Genomic DNA, 21,953 nt, shown 5'->3' with positions numbered 1-21,953 from the left:
GAGGGCCCCTGACACTTCCGGCGGGGTTCAGCGGCCCGCGAGCCGCACTTCACCCTTCCGCGCGACATCGGCGGTGACCGGAACACCCGCCGCGACCGTCCCGCGCAGCAGCCACACCAGCCCAGCGACGGCCAGCCCGGACACCGCCGCCGCCAGGAACGCGGCGGAGGTCCCCCGAGCCTCCACGATCTGCCCGGCGAGCCCCTGCCCGGCCGCCAGCCCCAGCGTCACCGCCGTGACGACCCACCCGAACGCCTCGGACGCCGTCCCCTCGGGCGCGACCTGCTCGATCGCCGCCGAGTGCGCGGTCGACTGCGGGGTGATCAGCGAACCGACCACGAACAGCGCCACCGCGAGCCCCACCAGCGTCGTCGGGATCGCCAGCAGGGCCGCGAGCAGCGAGAACCCGCCCAGCAGCACCGGCAGCCGCAGGTGCATCGGGCGCGGCAGCGGGCGCAGCGAGTACAGCACCCCGAACAGCACCGAGCTGACCGACCACAGGCTCAGCAGCAGCCCGCCGACGCCCTTGTGCCCGGCCGCGTCGGCCGCCGCGGGCACCGCCACCTCGATGAACCCGATGGACAGCCCGAACCCGAGCGCCGCGAGCGCCACGGTCCGCATCCCCGGCGACGCCAGCGCGCCGAGCAGCCCGCCGCCCCGCACCCCCTCCGGTCGCCGCCCGCGCACGGTCGGGGTGCAGGCGAACCACAGCGCGCCCACGACCATCATCACCGCGCCCACCACGAACCCGGTGCCCGGCCAGGCCGCCGTGACCAGCACGCCCGCCAGCCCCGGCCCGAGGATGAAGAAGACCTCCATGCTGATCGCCTCGTAGGCGATGCCCGCGTCGCGCAGCGGCCCGGCGGGCACGATGCTCGTCCACAGCGCCCGCGAGGCCGACCCGGCCATCGGCTCGCTGAACCCGACCGCGAACGCCAGCGGCGCCAGCACCAGCACGCCCGCGCCGCTCTCCACCGCCACCACCGCGCCGGTGGCGGCCAGCGCGAACAGCGCGGTGACCACCAGCAGCGGCCTGCTCGGGCCGAACCGGTCCATCAGCCTGCCCTGCGCGATCGCGCCGAGCGCGACGCCGATCAGCGCCGAGGCCGACACCAGCCCCGCCGTGGCGTAGGAGCCGCTGGCCCGCTGGACGTAGAGCAGCAGCGCGAACCCGATCATCGCGATCGGCAGCCTGGCGAACAGGCCCGCGACCACGGGGCCGCGCATCGCTGGCGTGGTGAGGGCGGCGCGGTAGTCGGAGAGCCGGGCGGAGTGGGACATGCGTGCCAGTATGCAGACCTGGTACGCGAGTACCAATTTTTTTGCCCGGCGTTCTCCCGTTCGCCCCGTCCGGGCGACCCGAACGGTCCACACCGGGAGAGCGCTGTGCCCGATCCGGGCGCCCCGCTGCGATGAACGGGTGAAAAGGCGCGGGGGAGGGGCTGAACCGCCATTCCCCGAGGGTGAACGCCCTTGAGGCGCGGGGTGGGGGCCGTGCGATGGTGTGCGCACGAACCCGCGCGACCCCGGTTTCAGCAGGCCCGGCGCGTGGGTACCCAGGTACTCCAGTCCGGTGCCACGAGGGTCGGGGCCTGCGGGCGCCGGAAGCGGAGACGCGGTCTGTCGGGGGATGGGCCGCGAGAGCAGCGGGGTCGGAGCGCCGCGTCGGGGGCGGCGCCCGGCTCCGCTGTTCCCGTTCCGGGAACCGCGCCCACCGCTCAGCGCCCAACCCGCCGCGCTCAGCCCTTGGGACGCCGCAGAACCGCCCCGGAACGAGCACGACGGCCGCCGCCGGGTGGTCGGGACCACCGGCAGGCCGCCGTCGAGCTGATCGTGTTCACCCGGTCGAGGACCGGCTGAACAGTCCGTGCCTGAACTCCGCCCGCGCACCGCGCGGACCGGTCGTGCCCCGCTCCCGCGTCGACCGGCGCGAACCGCGTGCGCGGCCCACGCCGACCGGGCGGGTCGGCGCCTCGGGGGCGCCCGCACGGGTGCGGGCGGCGGAGCGCCCCGCTTCCCGCCGTGCGGACACCTGGTCCGCCGCGGTCGGAAGCGGGGCGCGCCTCACCTCGGGAGTGCTCCGCTGCGGGGTCGGCCCCGACGCGGGTCGTTTTCCGAGAACCCCGTCGACACCGGGGCGCGCTGTGGACTACCGGGCTCGGCGCGCGAGCCGCTCCGGGTCCAGGATCAGCACGCTCTTGCCCTCCAGGCGCAGCCAACCCCGGTGGGCGAAGTCCGCCAGGGCCTTGTTGACCGTCTCGCGCGAGGCGCCCACGAACTGGGCGATCTCCTCCTGCGTCAGGTCGTGCGTCACCCGCAGCAGCCCCGCCTCCTGGCTGCCGAACCGCTGGGCGAGCTGGAGCAGCGCCTTCGCCACGCGGCCGGGCACGTCCGTGAAGATCAGGTCGGCCAGCATGGAGTTCGTCCGGCGCAGCCTGCGCGCCAGCGCGCGGAGCAGCTGCTCCGCGATCTCCGGCCGGTTGGAGATCCACTGCCGCAGCGCCGGGCGGTCCATGCTGACCGCACGCACCTCGGTCACCGTCGTCGCGGTGGACGTGCGCGGACCGGGGTCGAAGATCGACAGCTCGCCGAACATGTCCGACGGTCCGAAGATCCCGAGCAGGTTCTCCCGACCGTCCGGCGACTTGCGCCCGATCTTCACCTTTCCGGATTGGATGATGTAAAGCCGGTCGCCCGGTTCGCCCTCCGCGAAGATCACGTGGCCGCGCGGGAATTCAACGGACTCCAGCGTCTGCGCCAGTGCCTCCGCTGCCGCCGGTTCAACCCCCTGGAAGATGCCCGCGCGGGCCAGGGTCTCGTCCACCTCGTCCCTCCTGTCGAGACGCGACGGCGTGGTCGAGCGCGTTCCGCCTTCTGGCGGATCAGCGCCTGCCGTCGATCACTGAGTGCAGTCTAAGGGCTGTGGTCGGGATCGCCTTTCGGGCGCGCCGTCGGCACAGTCCGGACAGCGCGATGCGGCCCACCGGGGGGAGCCCCGTTGGGCCTGATCAACGCTGGTGCCCGCCCTAGCGGCGGGGGCGCGACCGCAGGTTCTTCGAGCGACCGCCGAACCGGCGGAGGCGGAACAGCTCCAGCGCGCGGCCGATGCCGTGCCCGTAGAGCGCCTTGACCTCGTCGGGGCGCGCGGACTCGAGGAACTCCTCGACCTCGTCCTCCTGCACGGCGACGTGCCGCAGGCGGGCTTCGACGCGCTCCATGAAGAGCGCGAAGAACATGATCACGATCGGAACGGCGATGACGAACCAGGCAGTCATGATGGCTCCGATCCTTGCGCATCCCGTTTTCGGGCGCACTGGCAGGGGTCCTCTTCGCGCGCGTGGCGCGCGTGCGAAGAAATGGACGTCCGTGACCGGTCGGAGGTTGCCAGGGCGTTCCCGAACGCGCCGGGAACACGCCCCGTGCAAGAACGGTGACGCACCGCCGAGCGGGAAGCGGACAGCCGGGCCGGAAATGGACGGCTCCGCGCCGCGTGTGACCTCTCCGGCCGTCGGGCCGGGGTGGTCCGCGCCACCGGTAGCCTTCTTGGCATGGCTGTTGGCGCGCGGGGCGGAGCACGGCCGGAAACCCGGCTGGGGCTCGTCCGCAGGGCCCGCCGGACGGTCCGGGTGCTCGGCGTCGGCTACCCGGACGCGCACTGCGAGCTGGACTTCACCACGCCGCTGGAGCTCCTCGTCGCCGTGGTGCTGTCCGCCCAGTGCACCGACAAGCGGGTGAACCAGGTCACCCCGGCGCTGTTCGAGCGCTACCGCTCGGCCGAGGAGTACGCCGCCGCCGAGCGCGCCGAGCTGGAGGAGCTGGTCCGCCCGACCGGCTTCTACCGCAACAAGGCCGCCGCGATCTCCGGGCTGGCCGCCGCGATCGTGGCGGACCACGACGGCGAGGTGCCGGGGACCCAGGCCGAGCTGGTGAAGCTGCCCGGCGTCGGCCGCAAGACCGCGAACGTGGTGCTCGGCGACGCGTTCGGCGTGCCGGGGATCACGGTCGACACGCACTTCGGGCGGCTGGTCCGCCGCTGGGGCTGGACCACCGAGGAGGACCCGGTCAAGGTCGAGCACGCCGTCGGCGCGCTGGTCGAGCGCAAGGACTGGACCCTGCTCTCCCACCGGACGATCTTCCACGGGCGCCGGGTGTGCCACGCCAGGACGCCCGCGTGCGGCGCCTGCCTGCTCGCGCCGCAGTGCCCGTCCTTCGGGACGGGGCCCACCGACCCGGTGCGGGCTGCCAAGCTGGTGAAGGGCGACGAGGCGGAGCACCTGATCGGGTTGGCCGAGCGGGTGCGGGCGGGGGAGCGGCTCGGGTGAGCGGGGCGGCGCGGTGGTCGGTGGTCGTGCTGGTGCTCGCGGTCGCGGGCGTGGTCGCCCTGTGGCCGAGGGGCGAGGACGCGGCGAGCCCGGTGATACCCCAGCCCCAGCGCGACACGTCCCAGCGCGCCGACCTGGGCGTGGCGCGCAACAAGGCCGCGCTGCGGCCGTGCGACCAGTTCGCCGGTCCCGGCGGCGGGACCTCGGCGAGCGCGGCTCCCACGAGCACGAGCGCGGGTCCCGAGGCGCTGCGCGGCGCCACCGCCGTGTGCCTGGGCGACGGTGAGCGGGTCGACGCCGCGGCGGCCCTCTCCGGCCGGGTGCTGGTCAACTTCTGGGCTTCCTGGTGCGCGCCCTGCCGCGAGGAGCTGCGCGTGCTGGACGACTACTCCCAGCGCCCCGGCGCGATCCCGGTGCTCGGCGTCCAGGTCAAGAGCGGCGAGGCGGACGGCCTCGACCTGCTCTCCCGGATCGGCGTGCACCTGCCGTCGCTGGTCGACGAGTCCGACGCGCTGCTCAAGGCCTTCAAGGTCCCGCCCACCCTGCCCGCCAGCTTCCTGGTCGGCGCGGACGGCTCCATCGCCCCGGTGACCGACCCGCTGGTGTTCAGCAGCGTCGACCAGGTGCGCGAGGTGGTCGGATGACCGACCGGACGACCGGGCCGGTCGCCGACCCGGCGCTCGACGGCGACCTCGGCGCGCTGCCCGAGTGGATGCGCGGCCTGGCCGCCGCCGCGTCGGACGCCGACGCGGACACCTTCCTCAACTACCCGAAGCCGCCCGCCTTCACCGGCCGCGCGGCCTCCGTGCTCATGCTGTTCGGCGAAGGGCATCGCGGTCCCGACCTGCTCCTGCTGCGCCGCGCCGACACGCTCGGCTCGCACCCCGGCCAGGTCGCCTTCCCCGGTGGCGCCGCCGATCCCGAGGACTCCGGCCCGGTGGGCACGGCGCTGCGCGAGGCGTTCGAGGAGACCGGCGTGCTCGCCGAGGGCGTGCGCCCGGTCGCGCTGCTGCCGGAGCTGCACGTCCCGGTGTCCGGGTTCCTGGTCACGCCCGTGCTCGCGCACTGGCGCACCCCGGTCCCGGTCGCGCCGGTCGACCCCGGCGAGACGGCGGCGGTCGCCCGCGTGCCCGTCGCGCACCTCGCCGACCCGGCGAACCGGTTCCGCGTCTCGCACCCGTCCGGCTACACCGGACCCGCGTTCTCCGCACCGGGGATGCTGGTGTGGGGCTTCACCGCCGGACTGGTCAGCGGGCTGCTCCGGCTCGGCGGCTGGGAGCGCCCGTGGGACGCCACCGACGTGCGAGACCTCGACTCGGCGCTGCGCGCCACCTAGCCTGACGGGCGGAGGAACCGGGTGAACTGGGTAGACCTGCTGGTGCTGGCGATAGCCGCGTTCGCCGCGGTGTCGGGCGCCAGGCAGGGCATGGTCGTTGCCGTGCCCGCTTTCGTCGGCGTGCTCGTCGGCCTGCTGCTGGGCACGCAGCTCGCGCCCGTGGTGGTGTCGCGCTTCGACAACGTGGTGACCAAGGTGGTCTTCGCGGTCGGCGTGGTGGTGCTCCTGGTCGCGCTCGGCGAGACGCTGGGCGTCTACATCGGGCGCGCGGTCAAGTCCAAGGTCAACGCGACCCCGCTGCGCGGCGTGGACAACGCGCTCGGCGCGGTCGTGCAGGGCGCGGTGGTGTTCGTGGTGGCGTGGATGATCGCGCTGCCGCTCACCTCGGTGGCCGGACTGCCGACGCTGGCCAAAGGGCTCAACCAGTCCACGATCCTGTCCACCGTGGACGGTGCGATGCCGCAGGCGGCCCGCGACCTGTCCGCCGACCTGCAGAGCCTGTTCGACGTGTCCGGCTTCCCGGCCGCGATGGACCCGTTCAGCCGCACCCCGCTCAAGGAGGTCTCCCCGCCGGACCCGGCGCTCAGCGGCGACCCCGTGGTGCAGCGGCTGCGGCCGAGCGTGCTGAAGGTGCGCGGCCGGGCGCCCTCGTGCTCGCGGGCGCTGGAGGGCACCGGGTTCGTGGTCGCGCCGGAGCGGGTCATGACCAACGCGCACGTCGTCGCGGGCACCACCGAGGTCACCATCGAGGTCGGCCGGGGCCAGTTCGACGCGACCGTCGTGCACTACGACGCGCAGACCGACCTGGCGATCCTGGCCGTGCCGGACCTGGACGCGCAGCCGCTCCAGTTCCGCACCGACGAGATCGACCAGGGCGAGGACGGGGTCGTGCTCGGCTACCCGCTGGACGGGCCGTACACGGCGTCCGAGGCGCGGGTGCGCGAGCGCATCCCCATGCTGCGCGGGCCGGACATCTACGACGCGCAGACCGTGACGCGGGACGTCTACACGATCCGGGCGAAGGTCCGCAGCGGCAACTCCGGCGGCCCGCTGGTCGACCGGGAGGGCCGGGTCATGGGCGTGGTGTTCGGCGCGGCCGTGGACGACCAGGAGACCGGGTTCGTGCTGACCCCGCAGGAGGTCGCCGACGAGGTGGCCAAGGCGCCGGGGCTGGTGCGGCGGGCCTCCACGCAGACCTGCGCGTCCTGACCGGGGCGCGGGGGATCAGGCGCGGGAGATCGAGCGCAGGGGGCCGGGCGTGCGCGCCCGGCCCTAGTTCTCCTTCAGGAACCCGGTGAGCACCCGGCCGAACTCGGCCCGGTCCTCCTGGTGCGGGAAGTGCCCGACGTCCTGGAGCACCCGCAGCACCGACCCCGGCCCGCGCCAGCGGACCGAGTCCAGCGCGGTCTGCGCGAGCATCACCGGGTCGCGGGCGCCGTGCACCTGGAGCACCGGGGCCTCCAGCTTCCTGGACACCGCCTCCACGAACCGCCGCCCGTCGCTGCGCACCTGCGAGCGGACCGCCCACCGGTGGTACTCCAGCGCGCTGTGCGCCACGCCGGGGATGCGCACGGCGGCGGTGTTGCGCTCGACCACCTCGGCGAACTCCGGCGAGGCCGCCCACTCCGCGCCACCCCAGGCGCGCAGCAGCTCGCCGACGCGGGCGCCGTTCGCGGCCAGCAGCGAGCGCTCCGGCAGCACCGGCAGCTGGAACCGCAGCAGGTGCCCCAGCGCGCGCGCCTGCCCGGCGGTGTTGCGCCGCACGGCCCGGCGCAGCGCCAGCGGGTGCGGCGCGGACACGGCCGTCACCGACCGCACGAGGCGGGGGTGCAGCGCGCCGACCACCCAGGCCAGCATCCCGCCCCAGGCGTGCCCGACGACGTGCGCCTTGGGCTCGCCGAGCGCCTTGACCAGCCCGGCGACGTCACCGGCGAGCGTGAACCCGTCGTACCCCCTCGGCGGCTTGTCCGAGTCCCCGTACCCGCGCAGGTCGACGGCCACCGCCCGGTACCCGGCCTCGGCCAGGTCGACCAGCTGGTGCCGCCATGACCACCAGAACTCGGGGAACCCGTGCAGCAGCAGCACGAGCGGTCCGTCGCCCAGCTCGGCCACGTGCAGCCGGATGCCGTTGGCGGACACGTCGCGGTGCGCCCACGGGCCGGGTATCCGCGCGGACGACGGGTCCGGCGGCGGCGCCACGGCCCGGCTCAGGGGGTGTCGTCCTGGTCGTCGTCGCGGCGCCGCAGCACCGCGACGGTGTCCTTGGCGGACTCGATGGTCCGCGTCGGCGGGCGCAGCTGGGACATCTTCCGCTTGCCCAGCAGCGCGAACAGGACCGCGACGACGACCATCAGGACGAACACGAGGAAGTAGGCGAGCCACGTCCACAGGAACACCGCGATGCCCTCGGCCAGCGCGATGAACAGGAAGAACAGGCTGAAGGACAGGACGACCAGCGCCAGGATGAAGAAGACGCCGCCCTTCAGGCCCCGCTTGACCTCCTGGGTCACCTCGGCCTTGGCCAGCTCCACCTCGGCCCGCAGCAGCGTCGACACGTGGGCTGTCGCGTCGCGCACCAGCCCGCCGATGGAGGTCTCCCCGGCGATCGTCGAGGCGTTCTCCGCCGTCAGCGGGATCGACGGGATTGGTGGCGGGGTGTTCTCACTCGGGGTGGTCACCGCACAATCGTGCCACGCCCCCTGACACGAGGCCGCTCGACCGGCTGATCACGCGATCGATCACCCGGTGATCAGTCCGACTCCCGGTGCGCCCTGCCCCGGCGCACCAGCAGGACGGCCGCGAGCAGCGACGCCAGCAGGGACGCGATCAGCACCGCGGCCTTGGCCCGCTCGGCCGCCTCGCCGGTGAGCGCGAGGTCCGCGATCAGCAGGCTCACCGTGAACCCGACGCCGCCGAGCACGCCCACCGCCGCGACGTCGCGCGGTCCCGCGCCGCTGGGCCACACGGCGAGCTTCAACCGCACCGCCAGCGCGGAGAAGCCGAGGATGCCGATCACCTTGCCCAGCACCAGACCGGCGACCACGCCGAGCGCGACCGGGTCGTCCACCAGCGCGCGCAGGGCGTCCCCGCCGACCGGGACGCCCGCCGCGAAGAGCGCGAACAGCGGCACCACCAGCCCGGCCGACCACGGCTGCAACCGGTGCTCCAGGCGCGCGGCGGGCGCCTCGTCCTCGCCGTCGTCGGCGCGCACGCGGGTCAGCAGCCCCAGCGCCACACCGGCGATCGTGGCGTGCACGCCGGACTCGTGGACCGCGAACCAGACGCCGACCGCGATCGGGACGTACAACCAGGCCGAGGTGACCCGCTTGTGCTGGAGGAAGGCGTACAGGGCGAGCAGCGCGACGGCGGCCAGCACCGAGAGCAGCTCCAACCCGGAGGTGAACAGCACCGCGATCACCGCGATCGCGCCCAGGTCGTCCACCACGGCGAGGCTGAGCAGGAACACCCGGACGCTGCTCGGCAGCGCGGACCCGGCGATCGCCAGCACGCCCAGCGCGAACGCGATGTCGGTGGCCATCGGGATCGCCCACGCCTGGCTCGCGCCCGGTTCGCCCCAGGAGAACCCGAGCGCGACCACGGCGGGGACCACCATGCCGCCGACCGCGGCGATCACCGGGAGGGCGGCGGCCTTGAGGCTGTTCAGCTCGCCCACGACCAGCTCGCGCTTGAGCTCCAGCCCGGCGACGAAGAAGAACACCGCGAGCAGGCCGTCCTTGACCCAGTCACCGACGGTGAGCGGGCCGAGGTGGGTCTCGCGGAGCGCGGCGTACGAGTCGCCGAGCGGGGAGTTGGCCCACAGCAGCGCGATCGCGGTGGCCACGAGCAGGACGATGCCGCCGGTGGTCTCGGTGCGCAGGTAGCGGGCGAAGTCGGCGACGGGCTTGCGGGCGGGTGAGGACAAGGGGCTGCTCCGTAGTCTGGGCACGGCTGATGACGTGCCGACCAGACTTCCCGGCTCACCTGTGACCAAGGGTAACCGACGACGGGCGTTCCACCAAGTGGTGGAACGCCCGTCGGGTCCGGCTCGGCCGCGTGCTCAGTCCTCCCCGGAGCCCTTCTTCAGGCCGGAGGAGATCAGGTCCATCACGGACGAGTCTGCCAGCGTCGTCACGTCGCCGACCTGGCGGTTCTCCGCCACGTCGCGCAGCAGGCGGCGCATGATCTTGCCCGAGCGGGTCTTCGGCAGCTCCGGCACGACCATGATCTGCCTTGGCTTCGCGATCGGCCCGATCTCCTTGGCCACGTGGTCGCGCAGCGCCTTGATCGCCTCGGCCCCGTCCGAGCCCTCGGCGACCCCGCCGCGCAGGATCACGAACGCCACGATGCCCTGCCCGGTCGTCGGGTCGGTCGCCCCGACCACCGCCGCCTCCGCCACGGTCGGGTGCGACACCAGCGCGGACTCCACCTCGGTGGTGGAGATCCGGTGCCCGGACACGTTCATCACGTCGTCCACCCGGCCCAGCAGCCAGATGTCGCCGTCCGCGTCGTACTTCGCGCCGTCGCCCGCGAAGTAGAAGCCCTCCTCGGCGAACCGCGACCAGTAGGTGTCGCGGTAGCGCGCGTCGTCGCCCCAGATGCCGCGCAGCATCGACGGCCACGGCTGGTCGAGCACCAGGTAGCCGCCACCGCCGGGGCCGACCTCGACGCCCTGGTCGTCCACGACCTTCGCGCCGACGCCGGGCAGCGGGCGCTGCGCCGAACCGGGCTTGGTGGACACCACGCCGGGCAGCGGCGAGATCATGATCGCGCCGGTCTCGGTCTGCCACCAGGTGTCCACGATCGGCGCCTTGCCCGCGCCGATGTTCTCCCGGTACCAGATCCACGCCTCGGGGTTGATCGGCTCGCCGACGCTGCCGAGCACCCGCAGCGACGACAGGTCGTGCGCGGCCGGGATCTGCGCGCCCCACTTCATGAACGTGCGGATCAGCGTCGGCGCGGTGTAGTAGATCGAGACGCCGTACTTCTGCACGATCTCCCAGTGGCGGCCCTCGTGCGGGGTGTTCGGGGTGCCCTCGTAGACGACCTGGGTGACCCGGTTGGCCAGCGGGCCGTACACGATGTAGCTGTGCCCGGTGACCCAGCCGATGTCGGCGGTGCACCAGTAGACGTCGCTGTCCGGCTTGAGGTCGAACACGTTGTGGTGCGTGTAGGCGGTCTGGGTGAGGTAGCCGCCGGAGGTGTGCAGGATGCCCTTGGGGTTCCCGGTGGTGCCCGAGGTGTAGAGGATGAACAGCGGGTGCTCGGAGTCGAACGCCTCGGGGGCGTGCTCGTCGGACTGGCCGTCCACCAGTTCGTGCCACCACAGGTCGCGGCCCTCGGTCCAGGCCACCTCGCCGCCGGTGCGCCGCACCACGAGCACGTGCTCGACGCTCGCGGCCTTCGACACGGCCTCGTCCACGGCGGGCTTGAGCGGGGCCGGGTTGCCGCGCCGGTACTGGCCGTCGGTGGTGATCACCAGCTTGGCCTGCGAGTCCTCGACGCGGGTGCGCAGCGCCTCCGCGGAGAAGCCGCCGAACACGACGCTGTGCAGCGCGCCGATGCGGGCGCAGGCCAGCATGGCGACGATCGCCTCGGGCACCATCGGCATGTAGATGGCGACCCGGTCCTCGGCGCCGACGCCGAGCGAGGCCAGCGCGTTGGCGGCCTTGGAGACGTCGCGCTTGAGGTCGGCGTAGGTGATGGTCCGGCTGTCGCCGGGCTCGCCCTCCCAGTGGATGGCGACCTGCTCGCCGTGACCGGACTCCACGTGCCGGTCGACGCAGTTGTAGGCGACGTTCAGCTTCCCGCCGACGAACCACTTGGCGAACGGGGCGTCGGACCAGTCGAGCACCTGGTCCCACTTCCGCTCCCAGGTGAGCCGCTCGGCCTGCTCGGCCCAGAAGGCGTCGCGGTCGGCGTCGGCGGCGTCGTAGAGCGCCCGGGTGGCGTTGGCCTGGGCGGCGAACTCCTCGGACGGGGGGAACGTGCGGCTCTCGGTCAGCAGGTTGTCCAGGGTCGGGCCGGTCTCGTTCGGCTGGGTCATGTCGGGCAGACCTCCTGAATCCTTGGCCGTGGTGGGCACCCTGAGTGCGGTCCCGCTCACAGCACCCCGACATGGTTCAGACCAATACGGCGGCTGTGAAACACATGGGTAACTGTGTAACCCGTGTCCCACGTCACGGACCACCGCTAATCCGCCGAATGACACCTCAATTGCGACCAGCGGTAAGGGTGGTGACCTCGCTCACACCCGGTGGGGGCTGGTCACTCGGCCAGTCGTGCCACGAGCCGGTCACGGACGCCGGGCCACTCGGGGGCCGTCACCGAGAACACGACCGTGTCGCGGATCGTGCCGTCGGGCCTGATCCGGTGCGCGCGCAGCACCCCCTCGCGGGTCGCGCCGAGCCGGGCGATCGCCCGCTGCGAGCGCTCGTTGCGCGCGTCGGTGTGCCAGCCCACCCGCAGCGCGCCCAGCTCGTCGAACGCGCGGGTCAGCAGGAGCAGCTTCGCCGCCGTGTTCAGCGCGGTGCGCTGCCAGGGCGCGCCGATCCAGGTGTGCCCGATGCAGAGGTTCCGGTGCCTCGGGTCGACCTCGTAGTAGGAGGTGGTGCCCACGACCTCGCCGGTGGCCGGGTCGACCTGCGCCCACGGCAGCCGGTCCGGGTCGGTCAGCGCCCGGTCCACGAACGCCGCCATCGCGGGCAGGTCGGTCGGCTGGCGGCTGCTCAGCCAGGTCCACACACCGGGGGCCGCGCCCGCCTTCAGCAGTCCGGGGGCGTGGTCCGGGGTCAGCGGCTCCAGCCGGACGCGGGGATCGCTGAGCACGGGGCGGTCGAACCAGGTCATGCCGTGACGTTAAGTCGACATGTGGACTTCTAGAACGACCACTCCGGGAGAAAGTCCAGGGGGCCACTTATCGGCGGGTACCGTACCCGGCGTGACCGATCCGCTCGCTCCGCTGCTGGACCTGCCCGGCGTCGCCGACGCGGTCGCCTCCGCCCGCGACGCCGTGTTCCGGGTGCACCGGCACCGCGTCAACCTGCGCGGCTGGGCCACCACGGCGGCCGAGGCCTCGGTGCGCGCGGCCAGGGCGTCCGCCGCGCTCGACGGCGGCGCCACCGCCATCCCCGAGGACGGCGAGGTCACCGACCCGGTGCTCGCGGGCGCGCTGCGCGTCGCCGAGTCGCTGGGCGTGGTGTTCCCGACCTGGCAGCGCGCCCCGCTCCAGGCGCTGGCCAAGCTGCACGTGCTCGCCGCCGCCGACCTGGGGGCCGAGCTGGGCAGGCCAAGGCTCGTGCCCGGCGTCGCCGAGCGGCTCGACCTGCTGGCCGGCCTGGTCACCGGCGGCACGTCCGCCCCCGGCCCGCTCGTGGTGGCCGTGGTGCACGGCGAGCTGATGGCCCTGACCCCGTTCGACACCGCGAACGGCGTGGTCGCCCGCGCGGCGTCCCGGCTGGCCTCCATCGCGACCGGGCTCGACCCGAAGAGCCTGGGCGTGCCCGAGGTGTGGTGCCTGCGCAGGCGCGCCGAGTACGACGCGGCCCTGCACGGGTTCTCCACCGGCGAGCCCGATGGCGTCGCCCGGTGGATCACCTTCAGCTGCGCCGCGCTGGAAGCGGGCGCCCGCGAGGCGCAGGGCATCGCGGACGCCGCCGCCTAGAGCAGGTCGCGCAGGGCCTTCGCGGCGCGCTCCGCCTCGTCGAACGTGTTGTACAGCGGCGCGAACCCGAACCGCAGCACGTCCGGCGGCCGGTGGTCGCCGATCACCCCGCCCGCGATCAGCTCGGCCATCAACCGCGCCGCCTCCGGGTGCCGCAGCGACACCTGGTGGCCGCGCCGCCCGTCGGCGGGCGTGAGCACCTCGACGCCCGGCAGGTCCCGCGTGAGCTCCATGAACCGCGCGGTCAGCGCCAGCCCCCTGGCCCGCACGTCGGCCAGCGACACCCCGTCCCACACGTCCAGCGCGGCGTCCAGGGCCAGCATCGACAGGATGTCCGGCGTGCCCGCCCGCGCCCGCGCGATCCCGGCGTCCGGGGTGTACTCGGCGGCCATCGCGAACGGCTCCCGGTGCCCGGTCCAGCCGGTCAGCGGCTGCCGGAACCCCGGCTGCGCCGCGCTCGGCACGTACAGGAACGCCGGTGAGCCGGGGCCGCCGTTGAGGAACTTGTACGTGCAGCCCACCGCCAGGTCCACGCCCAGCGCGTCCAGCTCGATCGGCAGCACGCCGACGCTGTGGCACAGGTCCCAGACGACCTTCGCGCCCACCTCGTGCGCCCGCGCGGTCAGCGCCGCCATGTCCAGCAGCCGCCCGGTCCGGTAGTCGACGTGGTTGAGCAGCACCACCGCCGTGCGCTCGTCCAGCCGCAGGTCGTCCGGGTCGGCCGGGCGCAGCGACAGGCCGGTCAGCTCGGCCGCCGACGCGGCGATGTAGCCGTCGGTCGGGAACGTGCCCGCGTCCACCACGATCTCGGACCGGTCGGTGCCGCGCACCGCCCCCACCAGCGCCTTGAACAGGTTCACGCTGGTCGAGTCGCCCACCACGACCTGGCCCGGCGCGGCCCCCACGAGCCGCCCGATCCGGTCGCCGATCCGCTGCGGGGCCTCCCACCAGCCCTCCGACCAGGAGCGGATCAGCCTGCGGCCCCACTGCCTGCGGACCACGTCGTCCAGCCGCTCGGCCACCGCCTTCGGCGGCGCGCCCAGCGAGTTGCCGTCCAGGTACACCACGTCGTCGGCCAGGTCGAACAGCTCCCTGACGTGGGCGAGCGGATCGGTCACACGTAGCTCCTCGCGGTCCACAGCTCCGGGAACACGGCCCGGCGCACGCGCTTCTCCAGCCACGCCACGCCCGCCGACCCGCCGGTGCCCACCTTGGACCCCATCGAGCGCCGCGTCGCGAGCAGGTGGTCGTGCCGCCAGCGGGAGAACTCCTCGGCCACGTCGGTCAGCGCCTCGCCCAGCTCCAGCAGGTCCCTCGGACCCTCCCGGTAGACGTGCGCCCACACCGCCTCGACCCGCTCGTCCGGGGTGTGCGCCTCGGCGAAGTCGCGCTTGAGCAGCTCGTCCGGCACGTCCAGCCCGCGCCGGTGCAGCGCCGCGAGCACGTCGTCGTACAGGCTCGGCTCGCTCAGCAGCGCCTCCAGCGCGTCGTGCTGCGCGGGCACCGACCGGTGCGGCACCAGCATCGACCGGGACTTCTCGCCCAGCAGGAACTCCACCTCGCGGTAGCGGCCGGACTGGAAGCCCGAGCCCTCGCCGAGCGCGTCCCGGAACGAGTTGAACTCGCCCGGCGTCATCCGGGCGATCGGCCGCCACGCCGCGTTCAGCGCCTGCATGTGCAGCTCGCTGCGGCGCAGCGTGCGCACCGCCGCAGTCACGTCGTCGGCCCGCAGCTCCTTCTGCGCCTGCCGCCACTCGAAGCACAGCAGGCCGAAGTACAGCTCCATCACCTGGGTCGTCACCAGGAAGGACATCTCGCGCGGGTCGTCGGAGGCCTGCCGCTGCAGCGTGTGCAGGACGGAGGCGCGCACGTAGTCCTCGTACGGCGTGGTCCCGCCGAAGTCCAGCTTCGGGGCGACCGGGCACACCTGTTCCATGCGTCAATGATGGGGCGGTTCCGCCTCGCCCGGAATGGGCGTCGACGTGCTCCGAACGGGTTTCTTCTCAGGTTCGGAAAGCGTTCGGCGCGCTAGCTTGTCGTTCGTGAGAACGGACCTCGACCCGGTCGACTGGGCCCTGATCGAAGCCCTCCAGGCCGACGCCCGGCTGTCCTACAACGAGCTGGCCCGCAAGGTCGGCGTGTCCCCGCCGACGGTGGCGCAGCGGGTGCGCAGGCTGGAGAACGCGGGCGTGATCACCGGCTACCACGCGGTGGTCGACCCGACGGCGGTCGGCCGCTCGGTGATCGCCCTGGTGCGGATGAAGTGCTATGGCCCCCGGTGCATCACCGTGCACCCCGAGCTGCTCGACGACTGCCCCGAGGTGGTGGAGGTGGTGCGGCTGACCGGGGACATCTGCTCGGTGGTCAAGGTCGTCACGACCTCGGTCAGCGAGCTGGAGCGGTTGCTGGTGCGGCTGGGCGGCCACGGCGAGACGTCCAGCGCGATGGTGCTGTCGACGCCTATCCCGTGGCGCCCGCTGACAGCCGGGTGAGCGCCTGCCGCACGTGCCCGCCGGTCGCCGTCAGCGCCTCGGCCGCGTCCGGCGCGGGTGAGCCGGACAGCAGGTGCACCAGCGCGACCTTCAGGTCGTCGCCGGACGCGGTGAGCGCGTCGGTGCACTCCCGCTCGCCCAGGCCCGTCGCCTCGCTCAGGATGCGCACGGTCCGGCCGCGCAGCTTCGCGTTCGTGGCCCGCACCGACACCATCAGGTTCGAGTAGGTGCGGCCCATCCGCACCATCACCGCCGTGGAGAACGCGGTCAGCACCAGCTTCTGCGCGCTGCCCGCCTTCATCCTGGTCGACCCGGCGATCGCCTCCGGGCCGGTGTCCACGGTGATCAGCACGTCCACCGGGGCGGGCGGCGCGCTGGGGTTGTTCGACACCAGCGCGGTGCGGGCGCCCAGCTCGTGGGCCGCGGCCAGCGCGCCGAGCACGAACGGGGTGCGGCCGGACGCGGTCACCCCCAGCACCAGGTCGCCCGGCTCGGCGTGCGCGCGGATGCGCTCGGCGCCCGTGGCCGCCTGGTCCTCGGCGTTCTCCACCGCCCGCACCAGCGCCTCCGCGCCGCCCGCGTGGTGGGCCACGAACCAGTCCGGCGGGGTGTTGAACGTGGGCGGCAGCTCGGCCGCGTCCAGCGTGGCGAGCCTGCCGGACGTGCCCGCGCCCACGTAGTGCACCCGGCCGCCGCCGCGCAGCGCGGCCACCGCGAGGTCGGCCGCGCGGGCCAGCTCGGGCAGCACGGCGGCGACGGCGTCCGGGACGCCCCGGTCCTCGGAGTTGATCATCCGCAGGACGTCCAGGGTGGACATCCGGTCGATCTCCCCGGTGCGCGGGTTGCGCGCCTCGGTCGGGGACTCCACCCGCACCACGTCGCCCCGCACGGTCATTTCCCGGCCTCCCGCCGCCGCCTGCCGTCCGGCCGGGCCCCCAGCCGGTGTCCGGCGACCGCGTCGTAGGTCGCCTCCAGCGCGCTCGTCGCGCTCTCCACGTGGTGCTGCGCCACCCCGATGAACAGGCAGTCGACCACGGTCAGCTGGGCGATGCGGCTGGCCATCGCGCCCGAGCGGAACGTGGTCTCGCGGGCCGCCGTGGTCAGCACGTGGTCGGCGACCTCGCTGATGGGGGAGCGCGGGAAGTTCGTCAGCGCCACCGTCGTCGCGCCGCGCTCGCGCGCCACCCGCAGCGCCTCCACGGTCTCGGTGGTCGAGCCGGTGTGCGAGATGCCCACCGCCACGTCGGCGCCGGTCAGCACGGCGGCCGAGGTGAGCGCGATGTGCGTGTCGTTCCAGGCGAAGCAGGTGCGGCCGATGCGGTGCAGCTTCTGCTGGAGGTCGAAGGCGACGAACGCGCTGGCGCCGAAGCCGTAGACGTCGACCCGGCCCGCGCCCGCGACCGCGTCCACCACGGCCTGCAGGGTCTCCACGTTCAGCTGCTCGGCGGTCTCCTCCACGGCGCGGGCGTCCGCGAACGCCACCTTGCCGACCACCTGCCGCAGGTCGTCGCCGGGACCGATGTCGCCGCCGAGGTCCCGGTCAGTGCGGGCGGCGGTGCGCGCGGTGTCGGCGGCCAGCGCGATCCGCAGCTCCGGGTAGCCGCCGACGCCGATGGCCTTGCAGAACCGCGTCACGGTGGTCTCGCTGGTGCCCGCGGCCTCGGCCACCTCGGTGATGCTGCGGTGCGCCACGGTCGCCGGGTGGTCCAGCACGACCTTGGCCACCCGCTGCTCCGCCCTGGCCAGACCGGGGAGCAGGGAGCGGATCTTCACGAGTGGACTGGCGTCGGTGTTCTCGGTGGACACGTGGGAAACTTACTAACCGCATCACGGGCGGTCAACGCAAGTTGCGGGTAACCGCCCTGATCGACACGACCCCTTCACCCCACCTTGTCGGCGGGAAGCCGTTTCCGTTACTAACGGTCCACCGCGCGCCACCCGGAGGCGGTCACCTCGCCCGTGCCGCGCTCGCCGTCCAGCAGCACCCGGTGACCCGCGACCACCTCGATCGCGTCCACGTACCCGCCCCGCGCGCCGTTCGCGCCGGCGCCCGACCGCACCCAGCGCGCGGCCGTCCCGGTCATCGGCAGCTCCACCCGCTCCCAGGAGCGCGAGCTCGCCCCGGTGAACACCCGCAGGTCCCGCCAGGCCACGCCGTCGAACTCCTGCACGGTGACCGACTCGCCCGCGTCCAGGTCGGTGAACGCGCTGAACCGCAGCGCTTTCGGGCCCTCGGGCAGGGTCTTCGTGGCCAGCACCCCACCCGGATCGCCGCGCCACGCCGAGCGCCCGCGCACCGGCCCCACCGCCAGCGCCTCGGCCAGCCCGGACGCCACGGTTCGACGGGCCGGGTTGATCGACCCCCGGTCGCGGCTCGGGTGCACCCGGTTGGTCAGCAGCAGCGCGATCGACCGGGACGCCGGGTCCAGCACCATCGTGGTGCCGGTGAACCCGGTGTGCCCCGCCGTGCGCGGGGCGGACAGCGCGCCCATGTACCAGCGGGTGTCCAGCTCGAAGCCGAGGCCGTGCGCGTTGCCGGGGAACTCCGGGGTCAGGTTGGTGAGCATCCCGGTCACCGACTCCTCGCTGAGGATGCGCCTGCCGCCGTAGGTCCCGCCGTTCAGGACCGCCTGGGCGAGCACGGCCAGCTCCCGCGCCGTGGAGAACACGCCCGCGTGCCCGGCGACCCCGCCCAGCGACCAGGCGTTCTCGTCGTGCACCGAGCCCCGGACGATCCCGCGCGGCGGGGACGACTGGAACTCGGTCGCGGCGATCCTGCCCAGCTTCTCCGGCGGCGGGTTGTAACCGGTGTCGACCAGGCCGAGCGGCTCGGTGATCGTCTCGCGCACCACGGCGTCCAGCGGCAGGCCCGACACCCGTTCCACCAGCACGCCCAGCGCGATCAGGTTCAGGTCCGAGTACCGGTAGGCCGTGCCGGGCGGACTAGTCGGGGCGACGTCCATGACCGCCTTGATCCGCGAGTCGCGGTCCGGCCAGCCCGACCACAGCGGCAGCCACGCGGCCAGGCCCGAGGTGTGCGTGAGCAGCTGCCGGACGGTGATCGCGCCCTTGCCCGCCACGCCGAACTCCGGCAGGTGCTCGGCCACCGGCCGATCGATCCGCACCCGCCCCAGCTCCGCCTGCCGCACCACCGCGATCGCGGTGAACAACTTCGAGATCGAGGCCAGGTCGAAGATCGTGTCCGGACTCATCGGAACCCGGTCGGCCTCCGGCAGCTCGGTCGTCGCGCCCGAGCTCCGAACCGCCCAGCCGACGGCCTCGTGCTTCGCGATCACCCCGTCGTGCGCCAGCAGGGTGACCGCGCCGGGGAACAGCGGGGCCGCACCGGTCGTGTGATCGCGGACGGCCGCCAACGCCCGGTCCAGCGGGACCGGGTCAAGGCCCGCGCGCTCGGGCGAGCCGGGACGCAGCACCGTCCCGACCGGGGCGAACCCCGGCCTCGGCTGGTCGAACCGGGCACGCGGTGCGGTCTCGGCGCTCACCGGGGCCAGGGTGCCCAACAGCAGCGCGGTCGTGGCGAGCAGGGCGGACAGGCGCAGCGGGGTGGTGGCGAGCGAGGTGGTGGCGAGTGGGGCGGGCAGACGCAGCGGGGTGGTGGCGAGCGGGGCGGACAGGCGCGTCGCGATCGTGGTCAGCAAGGTGGGCAGGCGCGTCGCGGTCGCTGTCGGGGGCGCGGTTGTGGTCGCGGTCGTGCTCGTGGTCCGCAGGTTGGGCAGGCGTAGCGCGATGGTCAACACGGCGGGCAAGCGCAGCACGGTTGTGGCCAACAAGGCTGGCAAGCGCAGCGCGGTTGTGGCCAGCAAGGTGGGCAGGCGCAGCGTGGTCGTGATCAGCAGGGCGGACAGGCGTCGTGCGGCCATGATCAACTTGTTGGACAGGCGCCGCGCGGTCGCCGTTGTGGTCGTGATGGGCGAGGCGGTCAGGTGCGGCGCGGTCGCTGGCGCGGTCGTCGGTGCTGTCGCTGGTGCTGTCGCCGATGCGGTCGGCAGTGCGGGCAGGCGCATCGCGGGTCCCTTCTACCGGTAGCGCAGGTGGCGGCGGCGCTTCGCGCGGAACGCGGACAGCTCGGCGGACCAGGCGCCCACGATCTCGTCGGCCCCCGCGCCCGCGTCGACCATCCGGCGCAACCGGTCCGAGCCGCTGAGCTTGTCGATCCAGTTGTCCGACCGCCAGGCGAACGCGGCCGGGTAGCGCGAGCGGGCCACCACGATCATCTCCACGGCGGTGCGGATCGCGTCGAACCCGACCGGGTCGGTGACCTGGAGCGCGACCCCGGCGCACGCGGTGCCCACGAACTTGCCGAACCACGGCGTGAAGTGCGCCTCCCGGAACCGCACCCCGGGCAGGCCGCGCGCGTTCAGGTCCTCGGCCCAGCGCCAGTCCAGTCCTGGCGCGCCGATCGTCTCGAACGGCCGGGTCGTGCCCCGTCCCTCGGAGAAGACCAGGCCCTCGAACAGGCAGGTTCCGGGGTAGACGAGCGCGGTGTCGCGGGTCGGCACGTTCGGACTGGGCGGCACCCACGGCAGCCCGGTGTCCAACCGCGACCTGCGCCACCCGCGCACCTCGACCACCCGCAGGTCCGCCACCGGGCCGCCGTCCGACGGCAGGAACTCGGCGTTGAAGAACCCGGCCAGCTCACCCACGGTCATGCCGTGCTGCTGCACGATCGGCTTGCGCCCCACCCCGGTCGCGTAAGCCGGGTCGAGTTGCGGCCCGCGCGCCTCACCACCGACCGGGTTGGGGCGGTCGAGCACGGTGAACCGCGCACCGGTTCGAGCCGCCGCCTGCATCGCCGTGTACAGGGACCAGATGTAGGTGTAGAACCGGGCGCCGATGTCGGCGATGTCGAACACCACGTGCTCGACGCGGGCCTTGGTGAACAGTCCGGCGAGCTTCACCGCGTCCGCGCCGTACGCGTCGTACACCGGGATGTTCGTGCGCGGGTCGAGGAAGTCCCCCTCGGACCCACCGGCCTGAGCGGTCCCCCGAAACCCGTGCTCGGGCCCGAACACGGCCACCGGCGACACACCCGCCGCGACCATCGAGTCCACGACGTGCGTCTGGTCGAGCAGAACCCCGGTCGGATTGGTCAACACCCCGACCCGCGCCCCGCCCAACTCCCGCCACCCGCGCTCAGCGAGCTGCTCCGCCCCCGTGCGCACCGGACCACCCAGCCCGGTGTCGCCCTGATCCACGGCATCAAGATCAACAGCGCCCTGGTCGACGCCGTCGCGCCCCACACCACCCTGACCTGCTCCGCCAAGGCCCGCGCCACCCGGCCCACCCCCACCCGGTTCCGCGACCGCCCCACTCGACGCAGCCCCGCCGAACACCGCCGTGCCCACCCCAACCGCACCGGCGGCCAGGAAGCGCCTCCGCTCCACGAGTCCCCCTCAGCTCACCGCCGGACCCCGCTCACCAGCACCACCGAACCCTGCCCACCGCCGCTGTCGACAGCGGTCAGCAGCGGTCGACCACTACTCACCGTGCTGCCGTGCTGCGCCGCCACGGCCACCGGCCCCTGCCCACTAGCGCTGCTGCGTTCCGCCGCCAGCGCTACCTGACCCTGCTCGCCAACGCCGCCGAATCCGCTCACCAGCGCTGTCGACTCCTGTTCACCGTGCTGCTGCGTTCCGCCGCCAGCGCTACCTGACCCTGCTCGCCAACGTCGCCGAATCCGCTCACCAGCGCTGTCGACTCCTGTTCACCGTGCTGCTGCGTTCCGCCGCCAGCGCCGCCAGACTCGCTCACCAGTACTTCCGTATTTCGCCACCAGTGCTGCCGGGCCCACCTGCCAGCGCTGCCGTGTTCCGCTACCAGTGCTGCCGGATCCCAGTCACCAGCGCCGCCAGACTTCACCCGTCAGCACTGGTGTGTTTCGCCATCAACGCCGCCGAACCCACTCACCAGCACTGTCGTGTTCCACTGCCAGCGCCATCGGCTCCTACCCGCCAGCACTGCCGTGCCCTGCCATCGGCGCCACCGGACCTCGCCCGTCAGCGCTGGCGTGCTCCGCTCACCAGCGCCATCGGACTTCGCCCTTCGGCACCGCCACGCTCAGCCCGCCAGCCCGCCAGCCCGCCAGCCCGCCAGCCCGCCAGCCCGCCGGCCCGCCAGCACCG

General features: G+C 73.6%; 21 protein-coding genes. 6 read left to right on the top strand and 15 right to left on the bottom strand.

What is annotated here, in order from left to right:
- Nucleotides 1-27: 27 nt before the first annotated feature.
- From LV78_RS24965 to LV78_RS24955, 3 genes are all read right to left on the bottom strand, one after another.
- Nucleotides 28-1,281 carry an MFS transporter gene (locus LV78_RS24965; protein WP_253848052.1) on the bottom strand — a complete coding sequence of 418 codons (1,254 nt, stop codon included), beginning with the start codon at nucleotides 1,279-1,281 and terminating at the stop codon, nucleotides 28-30.
- Nucleotides 1,282-2,149: 868 nt separating this feature from the next.
- Nucleotides 2,150-2,824: a Crp/Fnr family transcriptional regulator gene (locus LV78_RS24960; protein ID WP_012782885.1), complete on the bottom strand. Its 675-nt coding sequence runs from the start codon at nucleotides 2,822-2,824 to the stop codon at nucleotides 2,150-2,152.
- 202 nt (nucleotides 2,825-3,026) lie between these two features.
- Nucleotides 3,027-3,275, bottom strand: a complete 249-nt coding sequence (locus LV78_RS24955; protein ID WP_012782886.1) for a hypothetical protein — start codon at nucleotides 3,273-3,275, stop codon at nucleotides 3,027-3,029.
- 273 nt (nucleotides 3,276-3,548) lie between these two features.
- On the opposite strand from LV78_RS24955, the gene nth reads away from it, so the two are divergent.
- From nth to LV78_RS24935, 4 genes are read left to right on the top strand one after another with little or no spacing between them, the layout of a single operon-like run.
- Nucleotides 3,549-4,322, top strand: a complete 774-nt coding sequence (gene nth, locus LV78_RS24950; protein WP_253848051.1) for an endonuclease III — start codon at nucleotides 3,549-3,551, stop codon at nucleotides 4,320-4,322.
- Nucleotides 4,319-4,966, top strand: coding sequence for a TlpA family protein disulfide reductase (locus LV78_RS24945; RefSeq protein WP_253848050.1), 648 nt, complete (start codon nucleotides 4,319-4,321; stop codon nucleotides 4,964-4,966). The genes nth and LV78_RS24945 overlap by 4 nt, the downstream gene beginning before the upstream one ends.
- Nucleotides 4,963-5,658, top strand: a complete 696-nt coding sequence (locus LV78_RS24940; protein ID WP_253848049.1) for an NUDIX hydrolase — start codon at nucleotides 4,963-4,965, stop codon at nucleotides 5,656-5,658. Before LV78_RS24945 ends, LV78_RS24940 begins: the two co-directional genes overlap by 4 nt.
- A gap of 21 nt (nucleotides 5,659-5,679) precedes the next feature.
- Nucleotides 5,680-6,867 (top strand): MarP family serine protease, encoded by a 1,188-nt coding sequence (locus tag LV78_RS24935; protein ID WP_253848048.1) that lies wholly within the window; start codon nucleotides 5,680-5,682, stop codon nucleotides 6,865-6,867.
- 63 nt (nucleotides 6,868-6,930) lie between these two features.
- Here the strand turns inward: LV78_RS24935 and LV78_RS24930 are convergent, their stop codons facing one another.
- The 5 genes from LV78_RS24930 to LV78_RS24910 all read right to left on the bottom strand — a co-directional run bounded on the left by LV78_RS24930 (nucleotide 6,931) and on the right by LV78_RS24910 (nucleotide 12,504).
- A complete protein-coding gene (locus LV78_RS24930; protein WP_253848047.1) occupies nucleotides 6,931-7,857 on the bottom strand; it encodes an alpha/beta fold hydrolase in 927 nt (308 codons plus the stop codon).
- Between the two features lie 8 nt (nucleotides 7,858-7,865).
- A complete protein-coding gene (locus LV78_RS24925) occupies nucleotides 7,866-8,336 on the bottom strand; it encodes a phage holin family protein (RefSeq protein WP_253848046.1) in 471 nt (156 codons plus the stop codon).
- Nucleotides 8,337-8,407: 71 nt separating this feature from the next.
- Nucleotides 8,408-9,580 (bottom strand): Na+/H+ antiporter NhaA, encoded by a 1,173-nt coding sequence (nhaA, locus tag LV78_RS24920; protein WP_253848045.1) that lies wholly within the window; start codon nucleotides 9,578-9,580, stop codon nucleotides 8,408-8,410.
- Between the two features lie 135 nt (nucleotides 9,581-9,715).
- Nucleotides 9,716-11,701 carry an acetate--CoA ligase gene (gene acs, locus LV78_RS24915; RefSeq protein WP_253848107.1) on the bottom strand — a complete coding sequence of 662 codons (1,986 nt, stop codon included), beginning with the start codon at nucleotides 11,699-11,701 and terminating at the stop codon, nucleotides 9,716-9,718.
- 221 nt (nucleotides 11,702-11,922) lie between these two features.
- Nucleotides 11,923-12,504, bottom strand: a complete 582-nt coding sequence (locus LV78_RS24910) for a GNAT family N-acetyltransferase (protein WP_253848044.1) — start codon at nucleotides 12,502-12,504, stop codon at nucleotides 11,923-11,925.
- Nucleotides 12,505-12,595: 91 nt separating this feature from the next.
- Here LV78_RS24910 and LV78_RS24905 point away from each other — a divergent pair, with 91 nt between their 5' ends.
- Complete coding sequence (locus LV78_RS24905) at nucleotides 12,596-13,318, top strand: Fic family protein (RefSeq protein ID WP_253848043.1); 723 nt, start codon at nucleotides 12,596-12,598, stop codon at nucleotides 13,316-13,318.
- Here the strand turns inward: LV78_RS24905 and kynU are convergent.
- Both kynU and LV78_RS24895 read right to left on the bottom strand, forming a co-directional pair.
- The gene (gene kynU / locus LV78_RS24900; RefSeq protein ID WP_253848042.1) at nucleotides 13,315-14,436 is read right to left on the bottom strand and encodes a kynureninase; all 1,122 of its coding nucleotides are present in this window, start codon (nucleotides 14,434-14,436) and stop codon (nucleotides 13,315-13,317) included. The genes LV78_RS24905 and kynU overlap by 4 nt on opposite strands.
- A complete protein-coding gene (locus tag LV78_RS24895; RefSeq protein ID WP_253848041.1) occupies nucleotides 14,433-15,254 on the bottom strand; it encodes a tryptophan 2,3-dioxygenase in 822 nt (273 codons plus the stop codon). Before LV78_RS24895 ends, kynU begins: the two co-directional genes overlap by 4 nt.
- Before the next feature lie 106 nt (nucleotides 15,255-15,360).
- On the opposite strand from LV78_RS24895, the gene LV78_RS24890 reads away from it, so the two are divergent.
- A complete protein-coding gene (locus tag LV78_RS24890) occupies nucleotides 15,361-15,810 on the top strand; it encodes an Lrp/AsnC family transcriptional regulator (RefSeq protein WP_253848040.1) in 450 nt (149 codons plus the stop codon).
- Here the strand turns inward: LV78_RS24890 and LV78_RS24885 are convergent.
- The 5 genes from LV78_RS24885 to LV78_RS24865 form a co-directional block, all read right to left on the bottom strand.
- Complete coding sequence (locus LV78_RS24885) at nucleotides 15,779-16,705, bottom strand: N-acetylmuramic acid 6-phosphate etherase (protein ID WP_253848039.1); 927 nt, start codon at nucleotides 16,703-16,705, stop codon at nucleotides 15,779-15,781. The genes LV78_RS24890 and LV78_RS24885 overlap by 32 nt on opposite strands.
- Nucleotides 16,702-17,616, bottom strand: a complete 915-nt coding sequence (locus LV78_RS24880) for a MurR/RpiR family transcriptional regulator (RefSeq protein WP_253848038.1) — start codon at nucleotides 17,614-17,616, stop codon at nucleotides 16,702-16,704. The genes LV78_RS24885 and LV78_RS24880 overlap by 4 nt, the downstream gene beginning before the upstream one ends.
- Before the next feature lie 110 nt (nucleotides 17,617-17,726).
- Nucleotides 17,727-19,691 carry a serine hydrolase domain-containing protein gene (locus LV78_RS24875; RefSeq protein ID WP_253848037.1) on the bottom strand — a complete coding sequence of 655 codons (1,965 nt, stop codon included), beginning with the start codon at nucleotides 19,689-19,691 and terminating at the stop codon, nucleotides 17,727-17,729.
- A 156-nt stretch (nucleotides 19,692-19,847) separates the two neighbouring features.
- Nucleotides 19,848-21,026 carry an exo-beta-N-acetylmuramidase NamZ family protein gene (locus LV78_RS24870; protein ID WP_372494995.1) on the bottom strand — a complete coding sequence of 393 codons (1,179 nt, stop codon included), beginning with the start codon at nucleotides 21,024-21,026 and terminating at the stop codon, nucleotides 19,848-19,850.
- A gap of 203 nt (nucleotides 21,027-21,229) precedes the next feature.
- Complete coding sequence (locus LV78_RS24865; protein ID WP_253848035.1) at nucleotides 21,230-21,427, bottom strand: hypothetical protein; 198 nt, start codon at nucleotides 21,425-21,427, stop codon at nucleotides 21,230-21,232.
- Nucleotides 21,428-21,953: the final 526 nt, after the last annotated feature.

This window comes from Actinosynnema pretiosum, assembly GCF_024171695.1.
GTDB lineage: Bacteria > Actinomycetota > Actinomycetes > Mycobacteriales > Pseudonocardiaceae > Actinosynnema > Actinosynnema pretiosum.
The sequence above is the reverse complement of the archived record's forward strand: the minus strand, read 5'-3'. Positions and strand labels throughout refer to the sequence as shown.

Coding starts and splice junctions, on each gene's coding strand:
- LV78_RS24965 (WP_253848052.1), bottom strand. CDS start 1,281: ATGTCCCACTCCGCCCGGCTCTCCGACTACCGCGCCGCCCTCACCACG.
- LV78_RS24955 (WP_012782886.1), bottom strand. CDS start 3,275: ATGACTGCCTGGTTCGTCATCGCCGTTCCGATCGTGATCATGTTCTTC.
- nth (WP_253848051.1), top strand. CDS start 3,549: ATGGCTGTTGGCGCGCGGGGCGGAGCACGGCCGGAAACCCGGCTGGGG.
- LV78_RS24940 (WP_253848049.1), top strand. CDS start 4,963: ATGACCGACCGGACGACCGGGCCGGTCGCCGACCCGGCGCTCGACGGC.
- acs (WP_253848107.1), bottom strand. CDS start 11,701: ATGACCCAGCCGAACGAGACCGGCCCGACCCTGGACAACCTGCTGACC.
- LV78_RS24910 (WP_253848044.1), bottom strand. CDS start 12,504: ATGACCTGGTTCGACCGCCCCGTGCTCAGCGATCCCCGCGTCCGGCTG.
- LV78_RS24895 (WP_253848041.1), bottom strand. CDS start 15,254: ATGGAACAGGTGTGCCCGGTCGCCCCGAAGCTGGACTTCGGCGGGACC.
- LV78_RS24885 (WP_253848039.1), bottom strand. CDS start 16,705: ATGACCGTGCGGGGCGACGTGGTGCGGGTGGAGTCCCCGACCGAGGCG.
- LV78_RS24875 (WP_253848037.1), bottom strand. CDS start 19,691: ATGGCCGCACGACGCCTGTCCGCCCTGCTGATCACGACCACGCTGCGC.